General features: G+C 57.6%; 14 protein-coding genes. 5 read left to right on the plus strand and 9 right to left on the minus strand.

The genetic code is table 11. The annotated features are described in order from the left end of the window. The first annotated feature begins 410 nt into the window (after positions 1–410). The 3 genes from ACI1V7_RS27680 (at position 411) to ACI1V7_RS27690 (ending at position 3278) form a co-directional block, all read left to right on the plus strand. Entirely contained in the window at positions 411–872 is a 462-nt protein-coding gene (locus ACI1V7_RS27680) for an Xre family toxin-antitoxin system antitoxin (RefSeq protein ID WP_404535795.1), read from the plus strand. Further along, positions 869–1327: an RES family NAD+ phosphorylase gene (locus tag ACI1V7_RS27685; RefSeq protein WP_404535797.1), complete on the plus strand. Its 459-nt coding sequence runs from the start codon at positions 869–871 to the stop codon at positions 1325–1327. The genes ACI1V7_RS27680 and ACI1V7_RS27685 overlap by 4 nt, the downstream gene beginning before the upstream one ends. A gap of 769 nt (positions 1328–2096) precedes the next feature. Then, positions 2097–3278, plus strand: coding sequence for a replication initiation protein (locus ACI1V7_RS27690; protein ID WP_404535800.1), 1182 nt, complete (start codon positions 2097–2099; stop codon positions 3276–3278). Between the two features lie 300 nt (positions 3279–3578). On the opposite strand, the gene ACI1V7_RS27695 is transcribed toward ACI1V7_RS27690, so the two are convergent. Beyond that, a complete protein-coding gene (locus tag ACI1V7_RS27695) occupies positions 3579–3995 on the minus strand; it encodes an HNH endonuclease (protein ID WP_404535803.1) in 417 nt (138 codons plus the stop codon). A gap of 67 nt (positions 3996–4062) precedes the next feature. On the opposite strand from ACI1V7_RS27695, the gene ACI1V7_RS27700 reads away from it, so the two are divergent. Beyond that, positions 4063–4596 (plus strand): hypothetical protein, encoded by a 534-nt coding sequence (locus tag ACI1V7_RS27700; protein WP_404535805.1) that lies wholly within the window; start codon positions 4063–4065, stop codon positions 4594–4596. A 2960-nt stretch (positions 4597–7556) separates the two neighbouring features. On the opposite strand, the gene ACI1V7_RS27705 is transcribed toward ACI1V7_RS27700, so the two are convergent. Both ACI1V7_RS27705 and ACI1V7_RS27710 read right to left on the minus strand, forming a co-directional pair. Continuing rightward, entirely contained in the window at positions 7557–8612 is a 1056-nt protein-coding gene (locus tag ACI1V7_RS27705) for a ParB/RepB/Spo0J family partition protein (RefSeq protein WP_404535807.1), read from the minus strand. Between the two features lie 29 nt (positions 8613–8641). Next, positions 8642–9757, minus strand: a complete 1116-nt coding sequence (locus ACI1V7_RS27710) for a ParA family protein (RefSeq protein WP_404535809.1) — start codon at positions 9755–9757, stop codon at positions 8642–8644. A 2466-nt stretch (positions 9758–12223) separates the two neighbouring features. Here ACI1V7_RS27710 and ACI1V7_RS27715 point away from each other — a divergent pair. After that, positions 12224–13591, plus strand: coding sequence for a replication initiation protein (locus ACI1V7_RS27715; protein ID WP_404535811.1), 1368 nt, complete (start codon positions 12224–12226; stop codon positions 13589–13591). 50 nt (positions 13592–13641) lie between these two features. Here the strand turns inward: ACI1V7_RS27715 and ACI1V7_RS27720 are convergent, their stop codons facing one another. The 6 genes from ACI1V7_RS27720 to ACI1V7_RS27745 form a co-directional block, all read right to left on the minus strand. Then, positions 13642–14505 (minus strand): hypothetical protein, encoded by an 864-nt coding sequence (locus ACI1V7_RS27720; protein WP_404535814.1) that lies wholly within the window; start codon positions 14503–14505, stop codon positions 13642–13644. After that, positions 14492–15604, minus strand: a complete 1113-nt coding sequence (locus ACI1V7_RS27725; RefSeq protein ID WP_404535816.1) for a tyrosine-type recombinase/integrase — start codon at positions 15602–15604, stop codon at positions 14492–14494. The genes ACI1V7_RS27720 and ACI1V7_RS27725 overlap by 14 nt, the downstream gene beginning before the upstream one ends. Before the next feature lie 343 nt (positions 15605–15947). After that, positions 15948–16103: a hypothetical protein gene (locus ACI1V7_RS27730; protein WP_404535819.1), complete on the minus strand. Its 156-nt coding sequence runs from the start codon at positions 16101–16103 to the stop codon at positions 15948–15950. Between the two features lie 968 nt (positions 16104–17071). Beyond that, the gene (locus ACI1V7_RS27735) at positions 17072–17314 is read right to left on the minus strand and encodes a hypothetical protein (protein WP_404535822.1); all 243 of its coding nucleotides are present in this window, start codon (positions 17312–17314) and stop codon (positions 17072–17074) included. A 283-nt stretch (positions 17315–17597) separates the two neighbouring features. Then, entirely contained in the window at positions 17598–19529 is a 1932-nt protein-coding gene (locus ACI1V7_RS27740) for a cold-shock protein (RefSeq protein ID WP_404535825.1), read from the minus strand. 126 nt (positions 19530–19655) lie between these two features. Beyond that, on the minus strand, positions 19656–19747 hold a 92-nt coding region (locus tag ACI1V7_RS27745), incomplete at its 5' end, for an IS3 family transposase (protein ID WP_404535207.1).

Consider the following 19747-nt stretch of genomic DNA (forward strand, 5'->3'; position numbering starts at 1 on the left):
TTTCAATGCCGCGTTGTAGTCTTTCCAGTTGGTCGTTCGGTACTTCAGCTTTACGGGAGCAATCATGCCGTCAGTTTACCCGTGCTGCGCCTCGGCCGCTGATGGGCCGATTTGTGCAACAAAGCCCAGTCGCCACTGGTGGCATTGTAAAAGTGGACAAGAAGTTGAAATGCGTCAAGATTTGGGGAAAGAAAGTTTGCAGATAAAGATTGAAGCATAGCAGTGCCACGCGCACTTCTTATAAACTCGACATTACATTTTCTAATGTCGAGCCAAACCTTTCTTTACCCTGCACATCTGCAAATAGCCCAGGCCTGCATACCATGAACGGACCGGCTGTCTTCGAGCTTGCTGAAAACAGGGCGCATTCGTTTCATTTGGTATATCATGATATACCAAATGGAGGCCTTATGACGAAGGTTGTTTCCCCTGACATCACTCATCCGGAACAGACTGGTTCCACACAGAATTCCTTCGCCGCCTTACGTCGCGAACTAAAATCCGGCCGCGATTTGGTGCAGGCGATCCGTACTGGTTTCGAAGCCGATCTGTTGGCAGCGGCCGGGGACTATTTTGAGGTTCCTGCCGCACGTATCAGGGCCATCGCGCGGGTGACTGACACGACCGCGCACAGGCTGGTCAAGCGTCATGCACTTTTGGATGCCTCCGCCTCCGAACGGCTTTGGCGGCTTGCGGACGTTGCGGCGATGGCGGAAGATGTCTTTGAGGACGAGTTGGCAGCCAAGCAATGGCTACGCTCGCCCAACCAAGCATTCCTTGGCGTGGCCCCGATCGACTACCTGGACACAGAACCTGGCGCGAAAGCCGTCCGTCAGGTTTTGAACGCGATCGCCACCGGCGGCGCGGTATGAGGATATGGCGTATTGCCCAACACAAGTACGCACTTGATCGGCTGTGTGCCGGTTCCGCGCTGTATGGTGGACGCTGGAATCCTGTTGGGCTGCCTGCACTGTATTGCGGCGCTTCAATCGCCATCTGCGCGCTGGAAAAATTTATGCACATTGGATCGGCACCACTGCCACCGCTGGTCCTCGTCGCGGTCGACATTCCAGACCAAAGCAAGGTCTTTTCCCCTACTGCAAGCGAACTACCGTCCGGCTGGGACGAACTGCCGACGTCGGTCAGCGCGCAAGCTCTCGGCCGGGGATGGCTTGAGCGTGGCGAAGCGCTGGCCATGCGTGTGCCGTCGGCGGTTTTGCCAGAAGAAAGCAATGTGATCTTGAATCCGCGTCATCCCAATTTTGAATATGTGACGCTAACAGTTGTGCGGCCATTTTCATTCGACCAGCGCATGTTCAAACAGTAATACCTAGCTGACCGACATGGGCACAACGCTTCGGCGGAAGGCAAGGCGGCGTCGATAAGACTGGATAGGTTGATCGCGCTTGCGCGGCAGTGAGCGGAAAAGCTCGGCCTGATTCCGAAAAGAGTCACACATTTAGTTCATCCTCGGCAGCAAGTCACACATTTGCTTCATGAACTGCCACGCATTTCCTTCAATGCACGGTGGCGGTGCTGATGAACGCTTCCACGCTTAAAGCGGCGGTCGAACTCCGCCAGGCTGAGGAACATTCGTTAGACGCTGGCCAGTGTCACGCTGATTCTGGCGCCCTCGAGAACGCAGCGGCTCAGGCGTGCAGCCGATCTTGGGCGCAATCGATCCCATCGCCGCTTACTGTTGGCCTCGCTAGCCATGCTCACGGCACGCTCAATGACTTTAGGAACACTACTTAGCTTGCTTCTTAATAGCTCCATTTTCCCAAATAACGAAGTTTCCTGAAACGCAATGGTTTGGTTTCCTATCGGCAAGGATACAGCACAGACTGTACTCGGCGAATCGATGACTTATCTCAAATGATGTAGTGGAGAAACTATCCCGGAGTGGGAGCGAGGCATATGATCAGGCATCAGCACGGTCTCTTGAGAGTGAGGTTGGTCGCGCGAACACAATAACTTTTCCTTACTGCTCTCTCGTTTTTTCGATGACCCGTTTTACCTGCGAGGAGCTTTCGCGCGTGCTCACTTTTTGCGGCGCATGGATTTACTGCGCCGTTTCGACAGCACATGGGGGTACCATGAGCGATTCAGTTGATAAGCAGCAACTTGTCCGCTACAAGCAGAAAAGAGGTATGTACACGCGCTTGCTCGATGAGGCGTCCGAGATCGTGCGCTGCTCGGATAACAAGACCGCCGCAAAAGTAAGGCCGAGGGAATACGCGATGAGGTGGCCATACATGCAGGTCAACTCGAAGGGGAAGTGGTCGTGGATGGTGTTCGACCTCGACCACATCCACGCCATGGTGTGGCAGACGGCCGGCCTGCCACCGCCGAATATCATCGTGCGCAATCCAGTCACCGGCAAATCCCATCTGTATTACGCGATCAAGCCGGTGCTCAGGTGGGTAAACGCGCGTGGCGCGCCCCAGAAGTACTTCGAAGCAGTCTACGAGGCCTATGCCGACAAGCTGGACGCCGATCCGTGCTATCGCGGCCCGGTCGCCAAGACGCCCGGACACGCGTGGTGGGAAACCCTGGTGCTGCACGAGCGCGTCTACCATCTCGGCGACCTGGGTGAATATGTCGAGCTCAAGCTGAAGAGCCGGCGCCGTAAGACCGAAGAGCAGAAGAACTCGCGCAACTGCAAGCTGTTCGACAAGCTGCGCTTCTACGCCTACGACATCGTCGAGCGCGAGCGCAGCAAGGACTCGTATTCCCGCTTCATAAACCTGCTCGACGTCTTCGCTGACGAGAACAACAACTTTAAGGCTGCGGGCCACCCCGACGGCAACCTTTCCTGCGCCGAGGTTGATTCGACCGTGCGCTCCGTTGCCCGCTGGACCTGGGATCACTACGTCGGCAGCCGCCGATGCCGGCGCGGAATCATGAACCTCAGCGATGCGCTCCCCCTGGACGTCAAGCAGCGCCTGTCCGCTGAGCGGACCCACGTGCAGCGCCGCCAGAGCACCGGCGCGAAGATCCAAGCCGCGTGCGAGCTGCTGCGCCGGGGCGCTCAGCCCCTCACCCTCGCAGCCGTCGCTAAGGCCGCCGGACTGGCCCGCCAGACCGTGGCCAAGCATCGCGCGCTGCTCGAGCCATACAAGCGCCTGGCCGCCGTCGACGCGGCTGTCCCGGCGACACCAGCTACGGATGCAGCACCGATCTCGGCGCGTGGCGCACACCTACAAGGGACTGCTTCGACCGCAATGCCGGACGTTAATTTTGGTGTTCATCAGGTATTCCGCGCAGCAGTCCAGTGAAATGTTGATGACGGGTGAGCTCGGGTTTTGGGACGCGGCTGTGTTTGATGTGACCGGTTGCAGTCGAGTTTCAGGAACGAGCCCAGGCATTGGTCCGGGTGGCCGCCGCGTTCTGCGCCGAGCAGGCGGTCGCTCCGATCGAACTGCCGGATCCAATGGAACGTACCGCTCCTAAAAGACTTCTACTCACTACAACTTATCGAGCTAGTATCGGCGCCGCCGGAGAAGCGTACCTGCGTCCGACGCGCTGGCTTAGTGCCACGCACTGAACTCCAGGCCGTCGCGCCCGCGCTGGCTATCCTAGGTCGGTAACAGGCCGAAGCGATGTGCACGTAGACAGGCACGCTGAGTCTCGTTGAGCCGTTTGCGCAATGGGGCGGGCAATTGCAGTAAAGTGCAGTTCGCATCGTCCAGCGCCGGGAAGCACAACATGCGGCCGTCGTCGTTGAAACCGATGAGGCCAACGTCGAACAAGGCGTCAAGACTGGCAAATAGGGGCAAACCATTATGCGGGTCAAGCCGGCATCGCCCTGTTCTGACCGAAAGTGTTTGCACGCGCTCAACGCGACCTCGATAGTTTGGCTGTCGAAGCGAACGCGCGAATACCCGGCTTCCTGTACCGCTAGCCCATGGGCAACTATGTCTTCCAAGGAAATCACGGTTAAGATGACCAGACCGACAGTTTATGCCGCAATCCGGATGACACCTCGACTTCACGCTTTTCGTTCTGTTCTCCCTGCCCCTACGTCCAGTGGCACGGCGATCAGTGCGTTTTGGAGGCCGGATGAGCCAGCATGAACGCGATCTCCTAATCGCCCGTTACTGGACGTTCTATGAAGGTTCCCCACTCCCCCAGTGGATCGAGGACCTCGTCGGAACCGACATATTGGAAATGTATGGCAAGCGATACAGTACGACGCGATGGGTAGAACATTGGTGGTGTATCCCATGCGCGATCGAGCTTGAGCACCGCCGGCACCCGATCACATCCCTGCGCGAACTTCACCGCGTCACCACGCGTATTCTCGCCGACGGGTATGACTTCGGCCCGGCCATCGCGCTATCCGAGGACATCACCCAGGAAAACTGGACCCGCTACCTGGAGGCCAGCCGGACGGTGACCGAATGGAGCGCGGACGCGCTGCGACGGCAGATCGAAGCGACGCCAGCAGCAGTTAAGCTGAGAAAAGAGCTCGCTGCAAAAAAACTTCCGGAAGGCGCCGCGGCGAACCTTGCCCTGATGCGGACAATTGTCGGGCTCGAGAAAAAGTCAGACGAGGAAGCGGCTCACACGTCGACGTTGCAGGCATCGAGCTGAAAGTGCACAAACTGAACGGAACCGCCTGCCTGGATCTCCTAGCATCGGTAGACGCCGAATCGACTCGATAGGCCGGTCCGTTCTTCGTTCCCCGATGAGGGTGCTGGTCGTGTCAGAACGTTGACCACTCGAATTTGGCGTTACCTCCTCGCTGCCGGGTTCCGACAGTGGTTTGCACCTTGTCGACTACGCGAACTCTGGTGTTTATTCTTTTAAACCAGAGCGCTGCCATCAGCATCACAAGGCGGTGGAAACGGTCGCCTTGACTGTGGAAGAGTAGCACGCAACCTTACTGGAAGCGCTACGTACCGCGATTCGCTGCGAGTCTCCCACGTACGACGGCGCCGGATGCCAGTGTCAACCGGTCAGCATAAAACGGTGGCCGCAGTCGAGTTTCCAGTATTTCGAGCAGAGCGTGATAGCTGTGCTGGCGTCCGGGCTCACCTCTACGCTCGTGCTTTTGATTACGAAGCTCGGCTGAGCAGCTCACCGAATGAAACGGACAGATTCAACACAAGCCTGACGGACTTTGGGTGGATAGGAAACCGTGGGCTAGCCCTCATGCACATGGCATAGGCCCATGCCTGACGTCTCGTACTCGCTCATCGGCAGGCCATCCTGCTGGCGTAGCCGCATCCATACGCCCGTAACAGAGCGTGGATATACCCTTGGCCCAGGCCTAACAAGCCAGCGCATGACGTTCCCTCCGAAGAGGGAAGACTAATGCCAGCCCCCATGTCGAATGTGAGATATGCCCAGTCGCGTACATGCGAACAAATCATGTCGTCGTAGGGAAGATAAGTGTGCTGCCACAGGTGTCGGATGCCCTCTATCCTGGCGTCCATTGTGACTTTATAAGCTGCTTATATCTGCAGGGGCAACGGCATTCTGGGAGCAATCAAGGCTATCGACGACGCGACGTGACGGCGTCGGGATACGTTATAAGCAGCTCGTACTCTCATCTGGAGTTTCGGTCCGCGACGCGAAAAACGGTGCCACCCCGCACGATGCTAACCCGTCAAATTTATAAGCTGCTTATAAAAGTAGGGGGAACCACTTTTGGCTGCCCATGTTATTTGCGTAGTAGCATATGGTTCACCGTACACTCCCTGCAATATAAGCTGCTTATATTGCAGTGGCCGCATGAGAAACCACCACGCGATATTGCGCGTGCCAGCGTAACCTGCCTCTCGGTTACTCTAGGCAACACGATGATGCGAGATGCAACTTGTTCGCTGCCTGTTCCATTTGACCTAACGGCACGGCCCATCCAGTCCCGGTTTCACACTTTTCCTGTGTACTCGTCACGCGGCCGCCTCTGTGCTCCGGTACAGGTCGCTCATCCCTTACCACACACTACGCGACCGTCAATTACCACTCCTACATAACGTCGTGCAGTTCGACAGTATCGAATGGCACTCAACGCGCACGAATGTACGCCACTTCAATAGTCGGCAAGCAGGCGTTCCGCTCCATATCAACGAGCTGTACTCAGCTGCACTAATGGAAAACTGCTCTGTTGGGTGTACCGCTATAAGCAGCTTATAAACCCTAAGCTGTTGAATATCAAAACGTTCCATATCAATAGCCGGTACTCACATGCAGCTGTCAACCGCCACTGCGGTCGCGGAAATCGCCACATTGCGCGTTGCAGACACAATATTCTGTATTCATACGTTACGTCAGGTAAGTGCTTTTACGACATCCAAGGTCCCCGATGGTACTCACCTTGGAGGTGCCATCGCGATCGTTTGCTTGCACGGCCCCTTGCTCATAGGGGTGCAGTCTATCCTCCATCGTGGAAAGGTGAGACTGCACGGTCGGCATAGTCCACCTTTATCGATATGACCGAGCGGCGAATTCCAAGGACGATCATTCCATTACGAGTCCATCCGGGTAGCCAGGCTCTTCTGGAATACGATGAAACACGACGGCTCCGCTATCACTTCCGCCGCCGCGTACGACCTAGCCTGGCAGGTAACGGAGCCTCAGCACAATGTGCGACACAAGCGATTTCCCTAGAGCACAACCGGACACGAAACGCACCATCGGCGGTGCCCCGATCAGCTGGTTCCGTATGCCTCGTCAGGGGTATGGCGAAATCCGGTACCGACACAACCGGAAAGCTCCCTGTGCAGGCTCACCTAAGCGCGCATTCTCGCTGTTCCGCTCACCTATCTCACCAGGCCGGGCATCCTGTGACACTGGCGCGAACCCGCCCAATCGCAACGCAGTTTGCTGGCGTAGTGTACAAACAGGCTTGGGAACACGGACGCGATACAGCGCCCGGTCACCCAGTCATCCGACACGATCCGACAGGGTTGCGTGTAGCTCACGTCCCCGTCGGAGCTCACCTTCGGGAAATGCCGAGCTCGCAACCGTTGGTCGTTGATGTAGAGATGTGCGGTGCTTTCACTCGATTGCGCCGATGAGATACCAAGTTCACGTGACGCCAGCAGCTTACCTAGGCCATACCGGGCGAGGCCACCGGAGTTGCACTGCTTGTATTTGACGGTACCGTGAAACTCCACGTAGGTTCTCACCTTTCGACCGGACCAGGCAGCGCATAAGCGCCCGTTGCCATCAAACCCGCCAGATTATCCAGTCACGGCAGTAAAAACGTTCCCATGAGGCTGCAAAGGCGTCCAACGACCAGGTTGCGGGCCGCCGTCCCGCGTCACTCCCCGTAAAGGCTCACCTTAGTCCCGCCGCTGTTGCGGTGTCCGGTCCGTAAAGGTGAGCGATGACGACCGCTTCCAGAAGATCCCAGATTCCCAGATTTGCGACGCGCCTGGCAATTCAGCGGGCAAGAAGCGTGTGGCTCACCAGGGAGTATCGTTCTCCGGCGCGCCGCTTCGGGTGGAGCAAAAAAGAAGGGCGCCGACGGCGCCCTGACAAGTTGCTGATGCATTCGCGGAACCGGGGATCGCAGCCTGTGCGGCCACGCCCCAGCCCATGGACTAGCCAGCCGGATTGTTCGCCTTCTGCTTTTTCGGCACCTCGAGCGTCACGGCAAACTCGCGTAACGCCGCCATTGCCCGTTCCAGGGCCAGCTCGACATCGACGCCATCCTCGACCTGGATCAGGATATCGCGCGCCTTCACATGAACACGGAACGCCGACTCGCCATTCCTGTCGATGATCGTGCGCGGTGTGGGCGATTTCGTTCGTACACGTTTGGCTTCGAAAGGCTTGAGCAACACCGCCCGCAGCTCGGACTGGTCCATCTGCGGTTTGTCGATCAGGACTTCGACGGCGCGGAGGATGGCTTCTTGACCTTCCGGATGCTTCGCCAGGACTTCCTTGATGACGCGAGCCTTGCGGTACGTGATCAGTTCGGGGTACTTGGCCATGAGATCCAGCAGCGGCTGGGGCAGGTCGAACAGACTCAGACATTGCGACACGCGCGCCTGGGTGCAACCAAACACTGTCGCCACCGCGGATTGTGTAGATGCGTACCCTTCCTTGAGCGCCGTCTGGTAGGCCAGGCCACGTTCGTAATCGGACAGCTTGACGTTGCTTTCGTTGTGCACCAGCGTCGCCAGGCATGCGTCGCGATCCGACAGATGCATCACGCGCGCATCGAGTTCGGACCAGCCGATCAATCGCGCTGCGCGAACACGGCGGTGGCCGGCGATCAGCTCGAACTTGCCGCTGTCGAGCACACGCACCGTAATCGGCTCGTCCTGTCCGCGCCCCTTCAGGGTTTCACCGAGAAGCTGCAGCTCGGTCTCGTCGTACTTCTTCCGTGGCTGATACGGGGAGTCGACAATCAGGTGCAGCGGCACGCGCCGCGTCGTGGTCGCACCGGCTTGATCCGCAATTGACGGACGCGCCGGCTCGTCCGTTGCCGGCTGACGTTCCTGGTCCTGGTTATCGCTCAACAGGTCGGTCAGCGATTTCGAAGGGCCACTCGGCAAATCGTTCATGTGCATCGGTGCGGCCCGTGGAGTGGACCGCAGGCGTTCGGCCAGAGAGGCGTTGAAATCGGCCTCGGATTGCTGATGTTTCGTCACAAATTCTCCGTTTCATCAATGGTCAGCGCTTAGGCCGCGCGCAAACCGTCCTTCTGCGCAGCGGAACTGAGTACTCCCATTCTCTCGACCAGTTCGCGCGTCGCCGCGCGCAGTTCGTCGGATGGCGTACTTGTCGGCCGTGCAAGGGCCAACGGCAGGCCATCGTCTTCGTCCAGGACTTTCTTGAATTCTTCGCTTGTGCTGATCTGGTTGTCCATCCAGGCTTCCGGGTACTTGCTGGTGAGCGCGATTACCTGTGCTGCCACACGGACCCGTTTCGCGTCGAAGAAATTGCCGAGTACCGACAGCTGAGGGAATTTACTATATGTGTTCTTCATCTCGCCGATGACATCGGCCAGGTAGGATACGGATTTCGTGCTGTAGCGCTCCATCGACACCGGCGCGACCGCGAAGTCACTCGCCAGTAACGCGCCGCGCGTAGTCTGGTTTTTCGCTGGTGGCGCGTCGAACATCACGACGTCGTACTGGGACAGGTCGAGATTGGGATTACGGCCCGAGAAGCCTTCATCGAGCCAGCGGGCGATCGCCAGCTCCGGCTTCTTGCCCATGATTGCGTCGACCGTAAATAAGGCTTCCAGACGGTCGAGCGTGACCTCCGAAGGGATCAGGTGTGGCCCGTTGTCGCCGAATGGCTTCTTAATGACTTTGGAGAGCGGTTGCACCGCACCGTTCTGCTGCCATTGCGGCAGCAGATGGCCCAGGTGATATTCGACACAGGTCGACTGCGGCAGTCCGGCGCTGGCGGCTTCGTCGGGTGTAAGCTCAGGATCGTAGCCGAAGGAGATCGTCAGGTTCGCCTGGAAGTCCAGGTCAATGACTAGGACCCGTAGACCCATCAGCGCGAGAATGCAGGCGATATTGGAGCTGATCGTTGTCTTGCCGACGCCGCCCTTCGGTGCATACACCGTCAGGATACGTTTGGTCTTCGGCGTCATGCCCGATTTACGCGCGCGGTGTGCCGCGAGATCGAACACGTTTTCGACGGTGAAGATCCGTGTTTTCGGTCCACTGCCGCCCTGGCGTTCGATCTGCAGGCCCGCCTCGTCGGCGTCGCGGCGCACGGAATCTACACTGATGCCTAGCAGCTTTGCTACACCCTGCACTTTGAATGTCTTGCGTCCCAAGTCCATCTCCCGAGTTTCAATATCGCAATTGTCTCCTAGCTTTTTATCTCGTGCAAGGAAAAAATCTGAATATTAGATAAACCCCTAGCAATAGCCTTTCCGTACGAAGACCAAGATTTTGCCTCGCAACGCACCAGCCGATCTCAACTCAGCAGTCAGAAAGGTGAGGTCGTACAGGGACCGAATGAGAAACAAACGGTCTCGCCAGAGATTCGTACAACGGAATCCGTAGATGATGGTTACCTGTGAGGGACCCGTGTCAATGCACAACTTTAATGGAGCAATGCGTCCGCAAAAGGTGAGCCTGTACAGGGATTATTGACATGGATGGAACCAAAGTCTTTTTACTTTTGCAAAAAAGGAAAGAGAATGTTTCGGTGTATAAGCAAGAACTGCATCAGGTCGAGGGCCCTGACGCATGCAAAAAGACTTCACGTTCTGAGGTGAGCTTCCACAGGGAGCCCGATTTCGTCAATGCAATGTCGGACGTGGTCTTTGGAAGAAATGCGTGGCCGTCGCCGTGGGTTCAAAGGTGAGCTTCTACGGGCAGTTCCAGCCTTCTTGGCAACTATCGCCTAAGGATGTTACTTCGCTACGAGTGCTTGCGGAACGCCTGGCGATACGGATATCGGTGTCCGGTACTGGAGTCGTCCCAAGACGGCTAAAACCAAGCCGCCAAAGTCGACGGATTGAGAGGTTTTTATTGAAAAACAAAGTTAACCCTTGTTTACCTGTTTACGGGAGCTGAAACCCAGCATTCATGCGGGTTCCAGCGGTTTTAGGTGAGATTGCGCGGTGACATCGGTGAGTTTCTACAGGGAGATCGGTGAGTTTTTGCAGGGATAGACTGCTGTTTGGGTGAGCCGTGACAGGGATACTAGGTGAGCGGATTCAGGTACTCGGCAGGAGCAAAGTGAGGGCGAACAGGGACCAGTCCCCGTTTATTGGTGAGGTTATACAGGGAGAGCGCTTCAAGGTGAGTCTCCACAGGGACAGGCGATGCCGTCGTCGCGCCTAAAGGCTGGACACGTGTTGATGGTTGGGAAGCAGGATACCCTCGCATTTTTCAATGGTGAGTCTGCACAGGGACTGGTATCGCAAGCTTGCCAAAAGGTGAGCTTCCATAGGGAGCCCAAAGTAACCTGCCTAGCATCAGTTACTCCACATATGCTTCTGCCTTATCGATAACCGCTAAAGTGTTTTATGGAAACGCGACCGTTTTGGCATTCGTTCCAAAGGACGTGATTTACTCCAGCAATCCTCGATGACAAGGTCTACATGGCCCGATACGGCTCTTTCGAGTTGGATCATGTAGCCGAAGCGAGTGAACTCTCAGTGCCCGCTTACGTATCGATGTGTTAATGCATGGCGACGTTCGTCGAGCTCGTCAGCCATTGTTTTGTCGGCATTGAGAGAGCAAGTGCAATGAGCCTCGGGGGACAGCCTTTTCCAGGCATCGCGTTGGTGTGTTTTTTGTCCGAAAAAAGAGATGGGTTGAGAGATCTTTATTGAAAATCCAAAGTTAACCTTCGTTTACCTGTTTACGTCGACTGAAACCCAGCAACCATGCGGGTTTCGGCGGTTTTTGGTGAGATTCCACAGGCACCTGGGTGAGGGAGCTCGGGGACATCGGTGAGCGTGTACAGGGAGAAGATGACTGTCGAGTGAGGGAATGCAGGGACATGTGGTGAGTGGACACAGGGACCGAAATGCCCGAAGGTGAGGCTAGACAGGGACTGTTTAACAAAGTTGGTGAGCTTTGCCGGGGACGTCGCTTCCAAGGTGAGACTCCGCAGGGACCGGGGCGAACTGCTAACCACCCTTCACATCAATGTGGCCCTCGCTTTTCGTCGCGTGGCTCAAGCTCACTCGCAACGGCTCTATATCGTGAGCTTTTTCAGGGATCCATCTACGTTGGACAGGCATACGGTGAGTCTGTACAGGGACCAACGCGCCGCGCGCCGTGTCATGTCATCGCGGCTGCCGCTTGCCGCGACTGGGCGTCAATGCGCCCGTCAGCCGCATTAAGGCCGGGTAGCGACGATCGGAGGTCTAACCCCGCCTGGGCGCCTCGATTTCTTCTGGTGCTTCGCAATCCGTTAAGAGGTAAGCGCGCTGGCCGCCAGCGACGGCGCGCATTGCCCCGTCATAGGGGACGACAGGTGAGTGCCCACAGGGACCACTTGCAGTGCCGTTATGTAAAGGTGAGGTGCCACAGGGACGAGATTTGTCGCTACCTCTGCACCGAGAAGATCCATTTCATAGCCGTCCCATGAAAGGTGAGCTTTTTCAGGGACCAGAAACTCCGATGTCACCAAAGGTGATACCAAGCAGGGACATCACGATTGGTGAACGGCTGTGTTCACCCTTACAAAGGTGAATATACTTGACTCACTTATGGTGACCCATGCAATAATGCGCGTTGGCAATGAGTAGACACGGCGTGGCGAGGACGGAGAGATAGGAATGGCAGAGAAGCCCCAGGTGACGGCCATCGGCACGGCCGATGTGGTCGACGCTTCCGTCAAGCCGGCGGCACCGCGTTCGGAACTTGAGATTCGTAAATCGAACGAGGCGATCGGATTGCGGGTCGTGTCCGGCCGCCTGACACTCCTGAACCGCAAGGTGTTTAACGTCCTCATGTACCACGCCCAGCGCATCCGCAAGCTGGGGCAGGACGCGCCCATCGATACCCCGGCGGCCCAAAAGTATTTCTGGGTACCCCTCTCGGTGCTGGCTCGCAATGCGAGCTACGACAGCCGGGACATGCAGTTTTTGCGCGAGCAGATCGCCGAAATGCAGGACATCAAGCTCTTGCTCGAGACCGACCGCCAGTGGACTAGCGAGCGCCTGATTGCATCCGTCACCTTCGTCAATCCCAAGGGCTTGAATAGCCGCACCGGCCAGGTGTGGGTCGGTTTTGCGTTTCCGCCGGAAGTCCACGAAAGTGTCATGCAGCCGGAGACTTATACCCGGCTGAGCATTCACTACCAAGGGCTGCTGAAATCCGGCACCGCGCTTGCGCTCTATGAACTGTGCCGGCGCTATGCGACCAACCCGTCGAAGCTGACGTCGACCTATACCGTCGAGCACTGGTACGGATTGTTAACGGGCAACCCGATGCCGGAAAAGCCCGAGGATCTGCCCGAGTACAAGTACTTCAAGCGTGACGTCCTGAAAAGCGCCATCGCTGAAGTCAACCGCGTGACGGACATCGAGGTAGAACTCATCGAACACAAGCAGGGCCGCCGCGTCCAGCAGCTGCAGTTCCGCGTCGAGTTCAAGCCGGACACGCAGCATGAACCTCGCGCGCCCTTCGCCATCGATTTGACCCTGCTCGAAAAGCTGATGGCCCTGGGCATGACGCAGCAGGAAGCAAGCAACGTCATTGGTGACTACCCCGACGAGAAGATCACCCAGGCGCTCGCCGTCGTCGAGGCGCGCGTCAACTCGGCCAATGGTAGTCCGGTTCAATCCAAGGTGGCATATCTGCGCTGGGCCCTGAAGAGCGAAGCCAAACTGCCGGAGAAAAAGGCGGAACCGAGACTCACGAAGGGCACCGCGGCCGAGGGACCGACATTGCTCGAGCGTTTCCTGGCCGCGCGGGCCAAGCTCGCCCTCGACGTTTTTACGGAAATGGATGCTGAACAACGTGCAGCGACCTACGAGCAGTTCAAGGCGCAGGCCACCGGCAGGGTGCCGCCGCTCGAAAAAGCGCTCGACAAGGGTGTGACGCGCACTGCGCTGAGCCTTTGGTACGCCGACGCGCTGTGGGGCGAACCTACCGTGGAGAAGCTGTCGCACTTCGCGGACAAGAGTCAGGTATTGATCTGACGACCAACACGACCTCTGCAGATACCAGCGATTTGCAGCTTAGCCGTGATTTATTGCTGAGGATGATGTTGAACCATTCCAGCCATCCGGTCGACCATCGCACGGATATCCTCGATGCGCAGATGGGGCTCATTGCGTAAAAGCTGCTTATACAACAGCGAGATGAGCGGAATGGCATCCACAGGTCTGACCGGCACTGCCACCGCAGGGCGCCCGCGTTGGATGAGGCGAACGAAATAATGCGAGTCTTGGAATTCGATCTGCAACGACTTGTCGTGCTTGGGCCCGTGTCCGTCAAATTTGACCGAACGAAGCTTGTTCTCGAAAACGGCTAAGGTCTGGTACGCCTCCTGGACCGTCAGTTGCATCACGATCTTGTTCGGCCAGTCGAACGCCTTCGTCCCGGCGCCCGCCAGTGCGATGGCACCCTCGATATTGACCGTGTACTGCCTCGTTGACCTGGTCTGGGCCTCGGCGATACACAGCGCGGCACCAGAGCCGACGATTTTGAAGGAGTAGTAGGGCGCACCGCCGGTGGCGTCCGGCTGCGGCGCCACCGGCACCATGCCCAGCTCGGCCAGATAGTGCCGTGCAGCGCCTGCGCGGGGCGTGCGCTGCGCGATCGCATCGAGGGCATCGAAGAAGCGGCGCTGTTCGCGGCACGCCACCACCACCACCTGGTCGACCGTGGAAGTGCTGCCAAGCCGGAGGAGAGTGCAGCGCACAGCTGGATCGAGCACGCGCACCGTCGCCTCGAGCTCGTCCCGCCGATGGCGATCGCCGCCGGCGAAGGCGAGCAAAGCGGCCTGAAACTGCTTGCCGGCCTGCGTGCCCGCCAGCTCAAGCAGCTGGTCACGCGAAACGGTCGGGAGCGAAGCCTCGGCCAGGATGCTGGTGATTTCAGACAGCTTCATTCGACTTCTTCTTCCTCGGTCTCGCCGTTTCGTACAGCTCGGCGGACCGTTCCAGAGCCAGACCCAGGTATTCCTTCACGTCGGCCTTCGTGCGGCCGTTCTTCAATTCTCGGGCCGCGAACGTGTTGCGCAAGGTTCGGCCGCCAGCGCGGTTGACGTCGATTCCTGCGCGGGCGAATGTCGCCTTCACTTGGCGCCAGAGCGTCACCTTCGACATCGGCTTGCCCGTGTGGTCGCCCGGGAACACGAGGTCGCCCTCGATGATCCGGTTGCCCTTCGCGTCCTCGGCCAGCCTCTCCACCAGCCAGCGGCGCAGTGCGTCGGCGCCATAGTCGTAGACCACGGTTTCGTGCTCATAGCTGGTGTCGTGCTTGTCCTCCGGATTGATCTGCAGGCGGATCGGCCCGTGCTTGAAAGCGTCGTCGACTTCGTCGATGTGCAGGCCGATCACTTCCGCTACGCGCAGCCCGCCGAAAAGCATCGAAGCCTGGGCGGCGTGGTCACGGCGGCGCTTCCACGCCTTCGGCAGGCGGCCGGCGCGGTTCGGGCCCGGCGGCTCGACGGAGGGGAGGGCGTCAACGAAGGCGTCGATCTGCTCCTGCTCCAGCGCCTCGGTGCCCTCGTTCTTGGCCAGGTATCGATTCTCGCTGGCCAGCTTGGTCGCCGATGTCGCCGGGTTCGGCGCGATCTTCAGGTGGGCGTAGCACCGCTCCAGCAGACGCAGGTATCTCTCAGTAATGTCGCTGTTCTGCTCGCCGCGGTGCCGCAGCTGGCTGACGAAGCGCACCAGGTCCTGCTCGCCCACGTGGGAGAAGGGTTTCTTCTGGGCGGCCAGCCACTTCGCAAATTTGCTGAACATGAAGCCGTAGATGGTGGCGGATTTGGCGGACACTGGTTCAGGCTCGGCTTCGCCCAGGCGGCGGCTGGTCAGGGCAAATTCAGCGGTTCGGACAAAGGCCGTGAACGAGGCTACCGGGTTGGCATCCCACTGTCTCGGATCGGTCATGTGCACCTCGCATTTTGCGCCGGATACGATGGCCAGATGGCCGGCGCCGAAGGCGCCATCCAGCAGGGTTTTTGAAGGGTTGATATATCCCACATGATACCATAAATGAAACTAACAGACAGGCAACCTGATGCAGACACAAGGTAACGCCACTGTCACTGGCCGCCGGTGCCGGCCCGGTGGGACTCTTTCTGCTCTCTCTGTTCTTTTTGTTCTTTTCGCTCTCTTAGCACCCGACGGCGGGCGGCCAGGTGAAGGGCAGGGCGTGAATAGTCCGCGGCGTGTCTGGAGGGGTGAGTCTAATTTCTTTATTTGTGCGTTAGTTTCATTTGTGGTTTTAGCCCATACGCCCAAGATAAGAACTTACCAAGTAAGTCTCAAGAACCGCAGTGTAGAAAAACAAACGGCCCAATCTTACGAAAGGACCGTCATCGTTTTATCGCAGGGCTTCGCCCTGAGGACTTGGAAAATTTAGTCCGCCGAACGATTGTAGGCGTAGTGAATAATAAAGTTGCGGATCGCCAAAATCGGCGCGAACTGGGCGCGGAAATCCCGCGCCCAGTTCTTTTGTATAGTGGAAGAATTCTTTCATTTATGCTCCTTCAGTCGCTTTATGTCTTGCTACGAAGCTAGCACTGAACCTCTTTAGGTGTCAACCGGGAACGACGTTAAAAGATGCTCGGTCGAAACTAGCCCTTTCTCTAACAAAACTCCCTTCTTGCAAGATTAGCCTTTTGTTAGACGGTACTCAAACCTTTCGTTATGCCAACCAATACCACTGCCACCTATAAGATCGCCAGCAGCCTAACGCCTTGTATTGTCACCGCCGCCCAAACCCCCAACGTTGATGTTGCTGTCGACACCGGGGCCAGACCGTACGCTCACTGACGTCACAGCTAAACGCCCGTCAGTATCCGCGATGAAGGCCACACCTGAGGTGGCCTTCATCACAGTTGGGGGACACGTGTCCCCCAAAGTGTAGTCACACTAACCAGGTCGACCTGACTACGGTGAACAGGCCGGCACGACCTTCACCGCGACGGATGTGGCCAATGGCTTGGCGACGATCAGCATCCACAATCCCAATGGCCACTCGTCAAATTCATGGTTACGGTTCAGTATCCTCAGCGGAAAGCTACGCTCAGGTGTAGCATCTTTTTCTCCGTTGGGGGACACGTGTCCCCCAAAAGCGTCAGTTCATATTGGCACGTGTCATCCGCTAGTCAAGCATGCTGACGGTCAAGTTTGTGGAACTACAGGCGCTTGTACAACATGTTCCAATAGGTTCGACTGGGTTTCATAGTGTCCTGGTTATCGGTCCGAATCGTTGCGACATGGTGAGGCTGCCTTGCGCTGGATGGGCCTCTCGCAGTAGAAGAGAGGCCTTCTCGGAAGGTATAGCGATTGAAGGACGGACGGGCGATATTCACTGGCGCCGCCCATGGCCAGGCATGGTCAAAAATTTCGTGATTCGTCACTTAAAAATGTGGACACGTGTCGTTGGTTGCACGGCGTCGCCAGAGAGAAGATGAGGACACCAAATTAGCGTATATCGCCTGTTCACTGGCGCGTAAAAGTCAGACACGTACCGACAGCAACTTGGGAGCCCAAGCTTTTGTCAGCCAATGCTATGCATAGGTTGGCCGCGTCGAGTAAGCCCTGCGCACGGCCTTCGGGCGTGTCCTCCCTAAACACTTTGCTCACCACGGCAATCAGTCGCTCGTCGTCCGACTGGTCTAGCGCAGTGTTCTGCTCAAGCAGCCAAGCGTCGAATTGCATGTTATTCATATTGTTCAAGTCCATAACTTCCTCATCGAGTAAATGATAAGTCCATGATAAGTGGCCACTACAATGGCGCAAGTCTGCCGTCCGTATTCTTTCACTGACTCGGAAGCGTTCCTGTATGGGCGCTACAGGCCGCGCACAAGCTATCAAGAATCGTCCGGCCCTAAAACGTAGGTTACTCGCAAGAAGTGCCATCGCTAAAAGTATTGGATTTTGAAGAGAAATCAAAATTAGATCTCATCGCGAGGGCGAATAGCCATAAAAATTGGTCTGACGAGCAGGCCATCTCCTAAGAGCTACGTCACTCGCTGACACTCGCCAGGATGCGTTTTGCCATCATTCCCTTGGGGCTACGCTCCGGTTGGAACTCAACGCAATCACCCTTATTAGGCGCATTACAGCGAAAGCTGTTTACGTTGAAGAAGTACTCGCCGCCAGCATCGGCCACAATGTACCCAAATCCTTTTGCGGCGTCGAAAAACTTCACGCGACCGCGGATCCGTGCGTCTGCATCGGAAAGGTTCGGCACAACGGTGGGGCCGCTCCCTATCGCATCAGCTCTAGCCGCTTCCATCGCACTTGTAGTAGCTCTCCGCACCATCGCATCGAGGCCACCGATCGATGCCGCTCGCTCTAGATCGTTCGCGGCCGTCAGCGTCCCCACAGCACTTTGGCTGGCTACAAAGTCAATCAAGCGATTAGCAATACCTTTCGCTACGCTATCGGCCGGCGCCATCGCAATGATGCTGCGCTTACCGTCCTTGCCGAACACGACCGACACAATGTCGGTCACCCAGACGCGCAGCGTCGCATCTTGCACCCGGGTGACCGTCGAGCTAGACAGTGCCGAACCGCGGAACTGGTTGCCCACGCTGATCTGGCTCGTCTGAAACGTGCCAGAGGTCTCAATCCACAGGAGGCGGGACTTGAACTGCATGCGCGACCACAGCAGGTGGCCGATGCGGAAGCTCAGGACTGTAACCATGCCGAGCGCCATGACGATCAGGGTGCTGCGGCTGATTTCCATGCGCGTCATCTTGGCAAATTGCGCTGTGAAGTGCACTGCGGTCCAGCCGCACGCAGCCGCCATACCGACGGCCCAAGCGCCGAGCAGGAGCAGGAAGCGCGAGTAGCGGGTCTGGAATGCTTCGGCCCAGGTAAAGAGCCGCAGGGTGCTGGTCGGCACCGGCTGGGTCTCTTCCAGCAGGAAGCCGCCGAACGAACCGCGTTCGCCTTCGGATACCTCGGGCGGAATGTTCGCATAGACCCGGTTCGGGATATCACGCTCCCACGAATTTTGGAAGTCGCGGCTAATCTCGGTCCAGAGCTGGGCTGGGGCGCAGTTCATGGCGATCTTAGTCTGCTCGCACGAAACGCTGGTATGCGCGGCACTATCGAGGTGCGAAACGATCGCGCAGAAGAACAGCGCCGATGCGACCATGGATCCGACCAGCAGCAGGGTTGGCGCAATCCACATCGGAGCGATGTCGATATGCGGTGCAACACGCGGGATCATCACCGGGGCCATGATCGAGAACACGACCAGGCCCATCAGCTTCCAGAGCGCCCTATCGCCAGTTTCGGCAGGCTGAGCCGGTTCCGTGGACTGGACGTCGAGCCGGCCCGGGTTCAGGAAAGGCGTCACCAGCGAGAGGCCACTCATGGGCAGGAAGATCCAGCTGGCGACGCCCTCATATGGCGTACCCTCGAACACGAAGAAAGACGCAACCAGCGAGGCGAACAGCGCCAACATGCCGATCAAAGAATGGAAGTGCTGCACGGCCGCGGCCTGCACTTCTGTCGGCGACGTCACGAGACTCTTAAACATCGAGTACAGCACGCCATTGAGCGCACCATGGGGCTCCGGAAAGTCGATTGCGCGGTGGCGCAGGGTGTCGAGGATCTGTTCGGTGCCGCGGCCAATCCCGGTTTCAGTCAGCGGCAGCTCGCCGGCCAGGCCGAGGGGAGACTTGCGCCCCAAGTAGAAGCGGGCTTGAGACAGCGCCTGGATCAGCAGCTTGACCGCGACACCCAGCACGAGCGTAGCAACAGTGACCGCGACCGCGCCAATCTTATTGTGGTGACTCTGGAACAGCTCCTTGGCGGTGATCATCGCAGCGATGCCGCCGACTGTCGTGGCGAGCGCCGCAAGAAGCAGAAAGACATTCTCGAATTGGAATGGATTGGGAAAGTTGTTGAGTAAATTGTCGTCGCGGTTATATTGGTAGCTCATGGTATGGCCTTAAAGTGACTGTAACACTTCTATTAGACCGTTCATTTCCCCTGAAGCAACCGACACCTACGCGCCTTTATAAACAGATCGGTGGACTTCCCCCGGTTCGCTAGACAAATCATGACCTCACGCTGAGGCGCGTTCAAAGGCCTCGGGGCTGACACCGCCCAGATGACTATGGCGCCGAGTCCGATTGTAAAAGACTTCGATGTAGTCGA

This window comes from Massilia paldalensis, from assembly GCF_044901715.1.
Taxonomy (GTDB): Bacteria; Pseudomonadota; Gammaproteobacteria; order Burkholderiales; family Burkholderiaceae_D; genus Telluria; species Telluria paldalensis.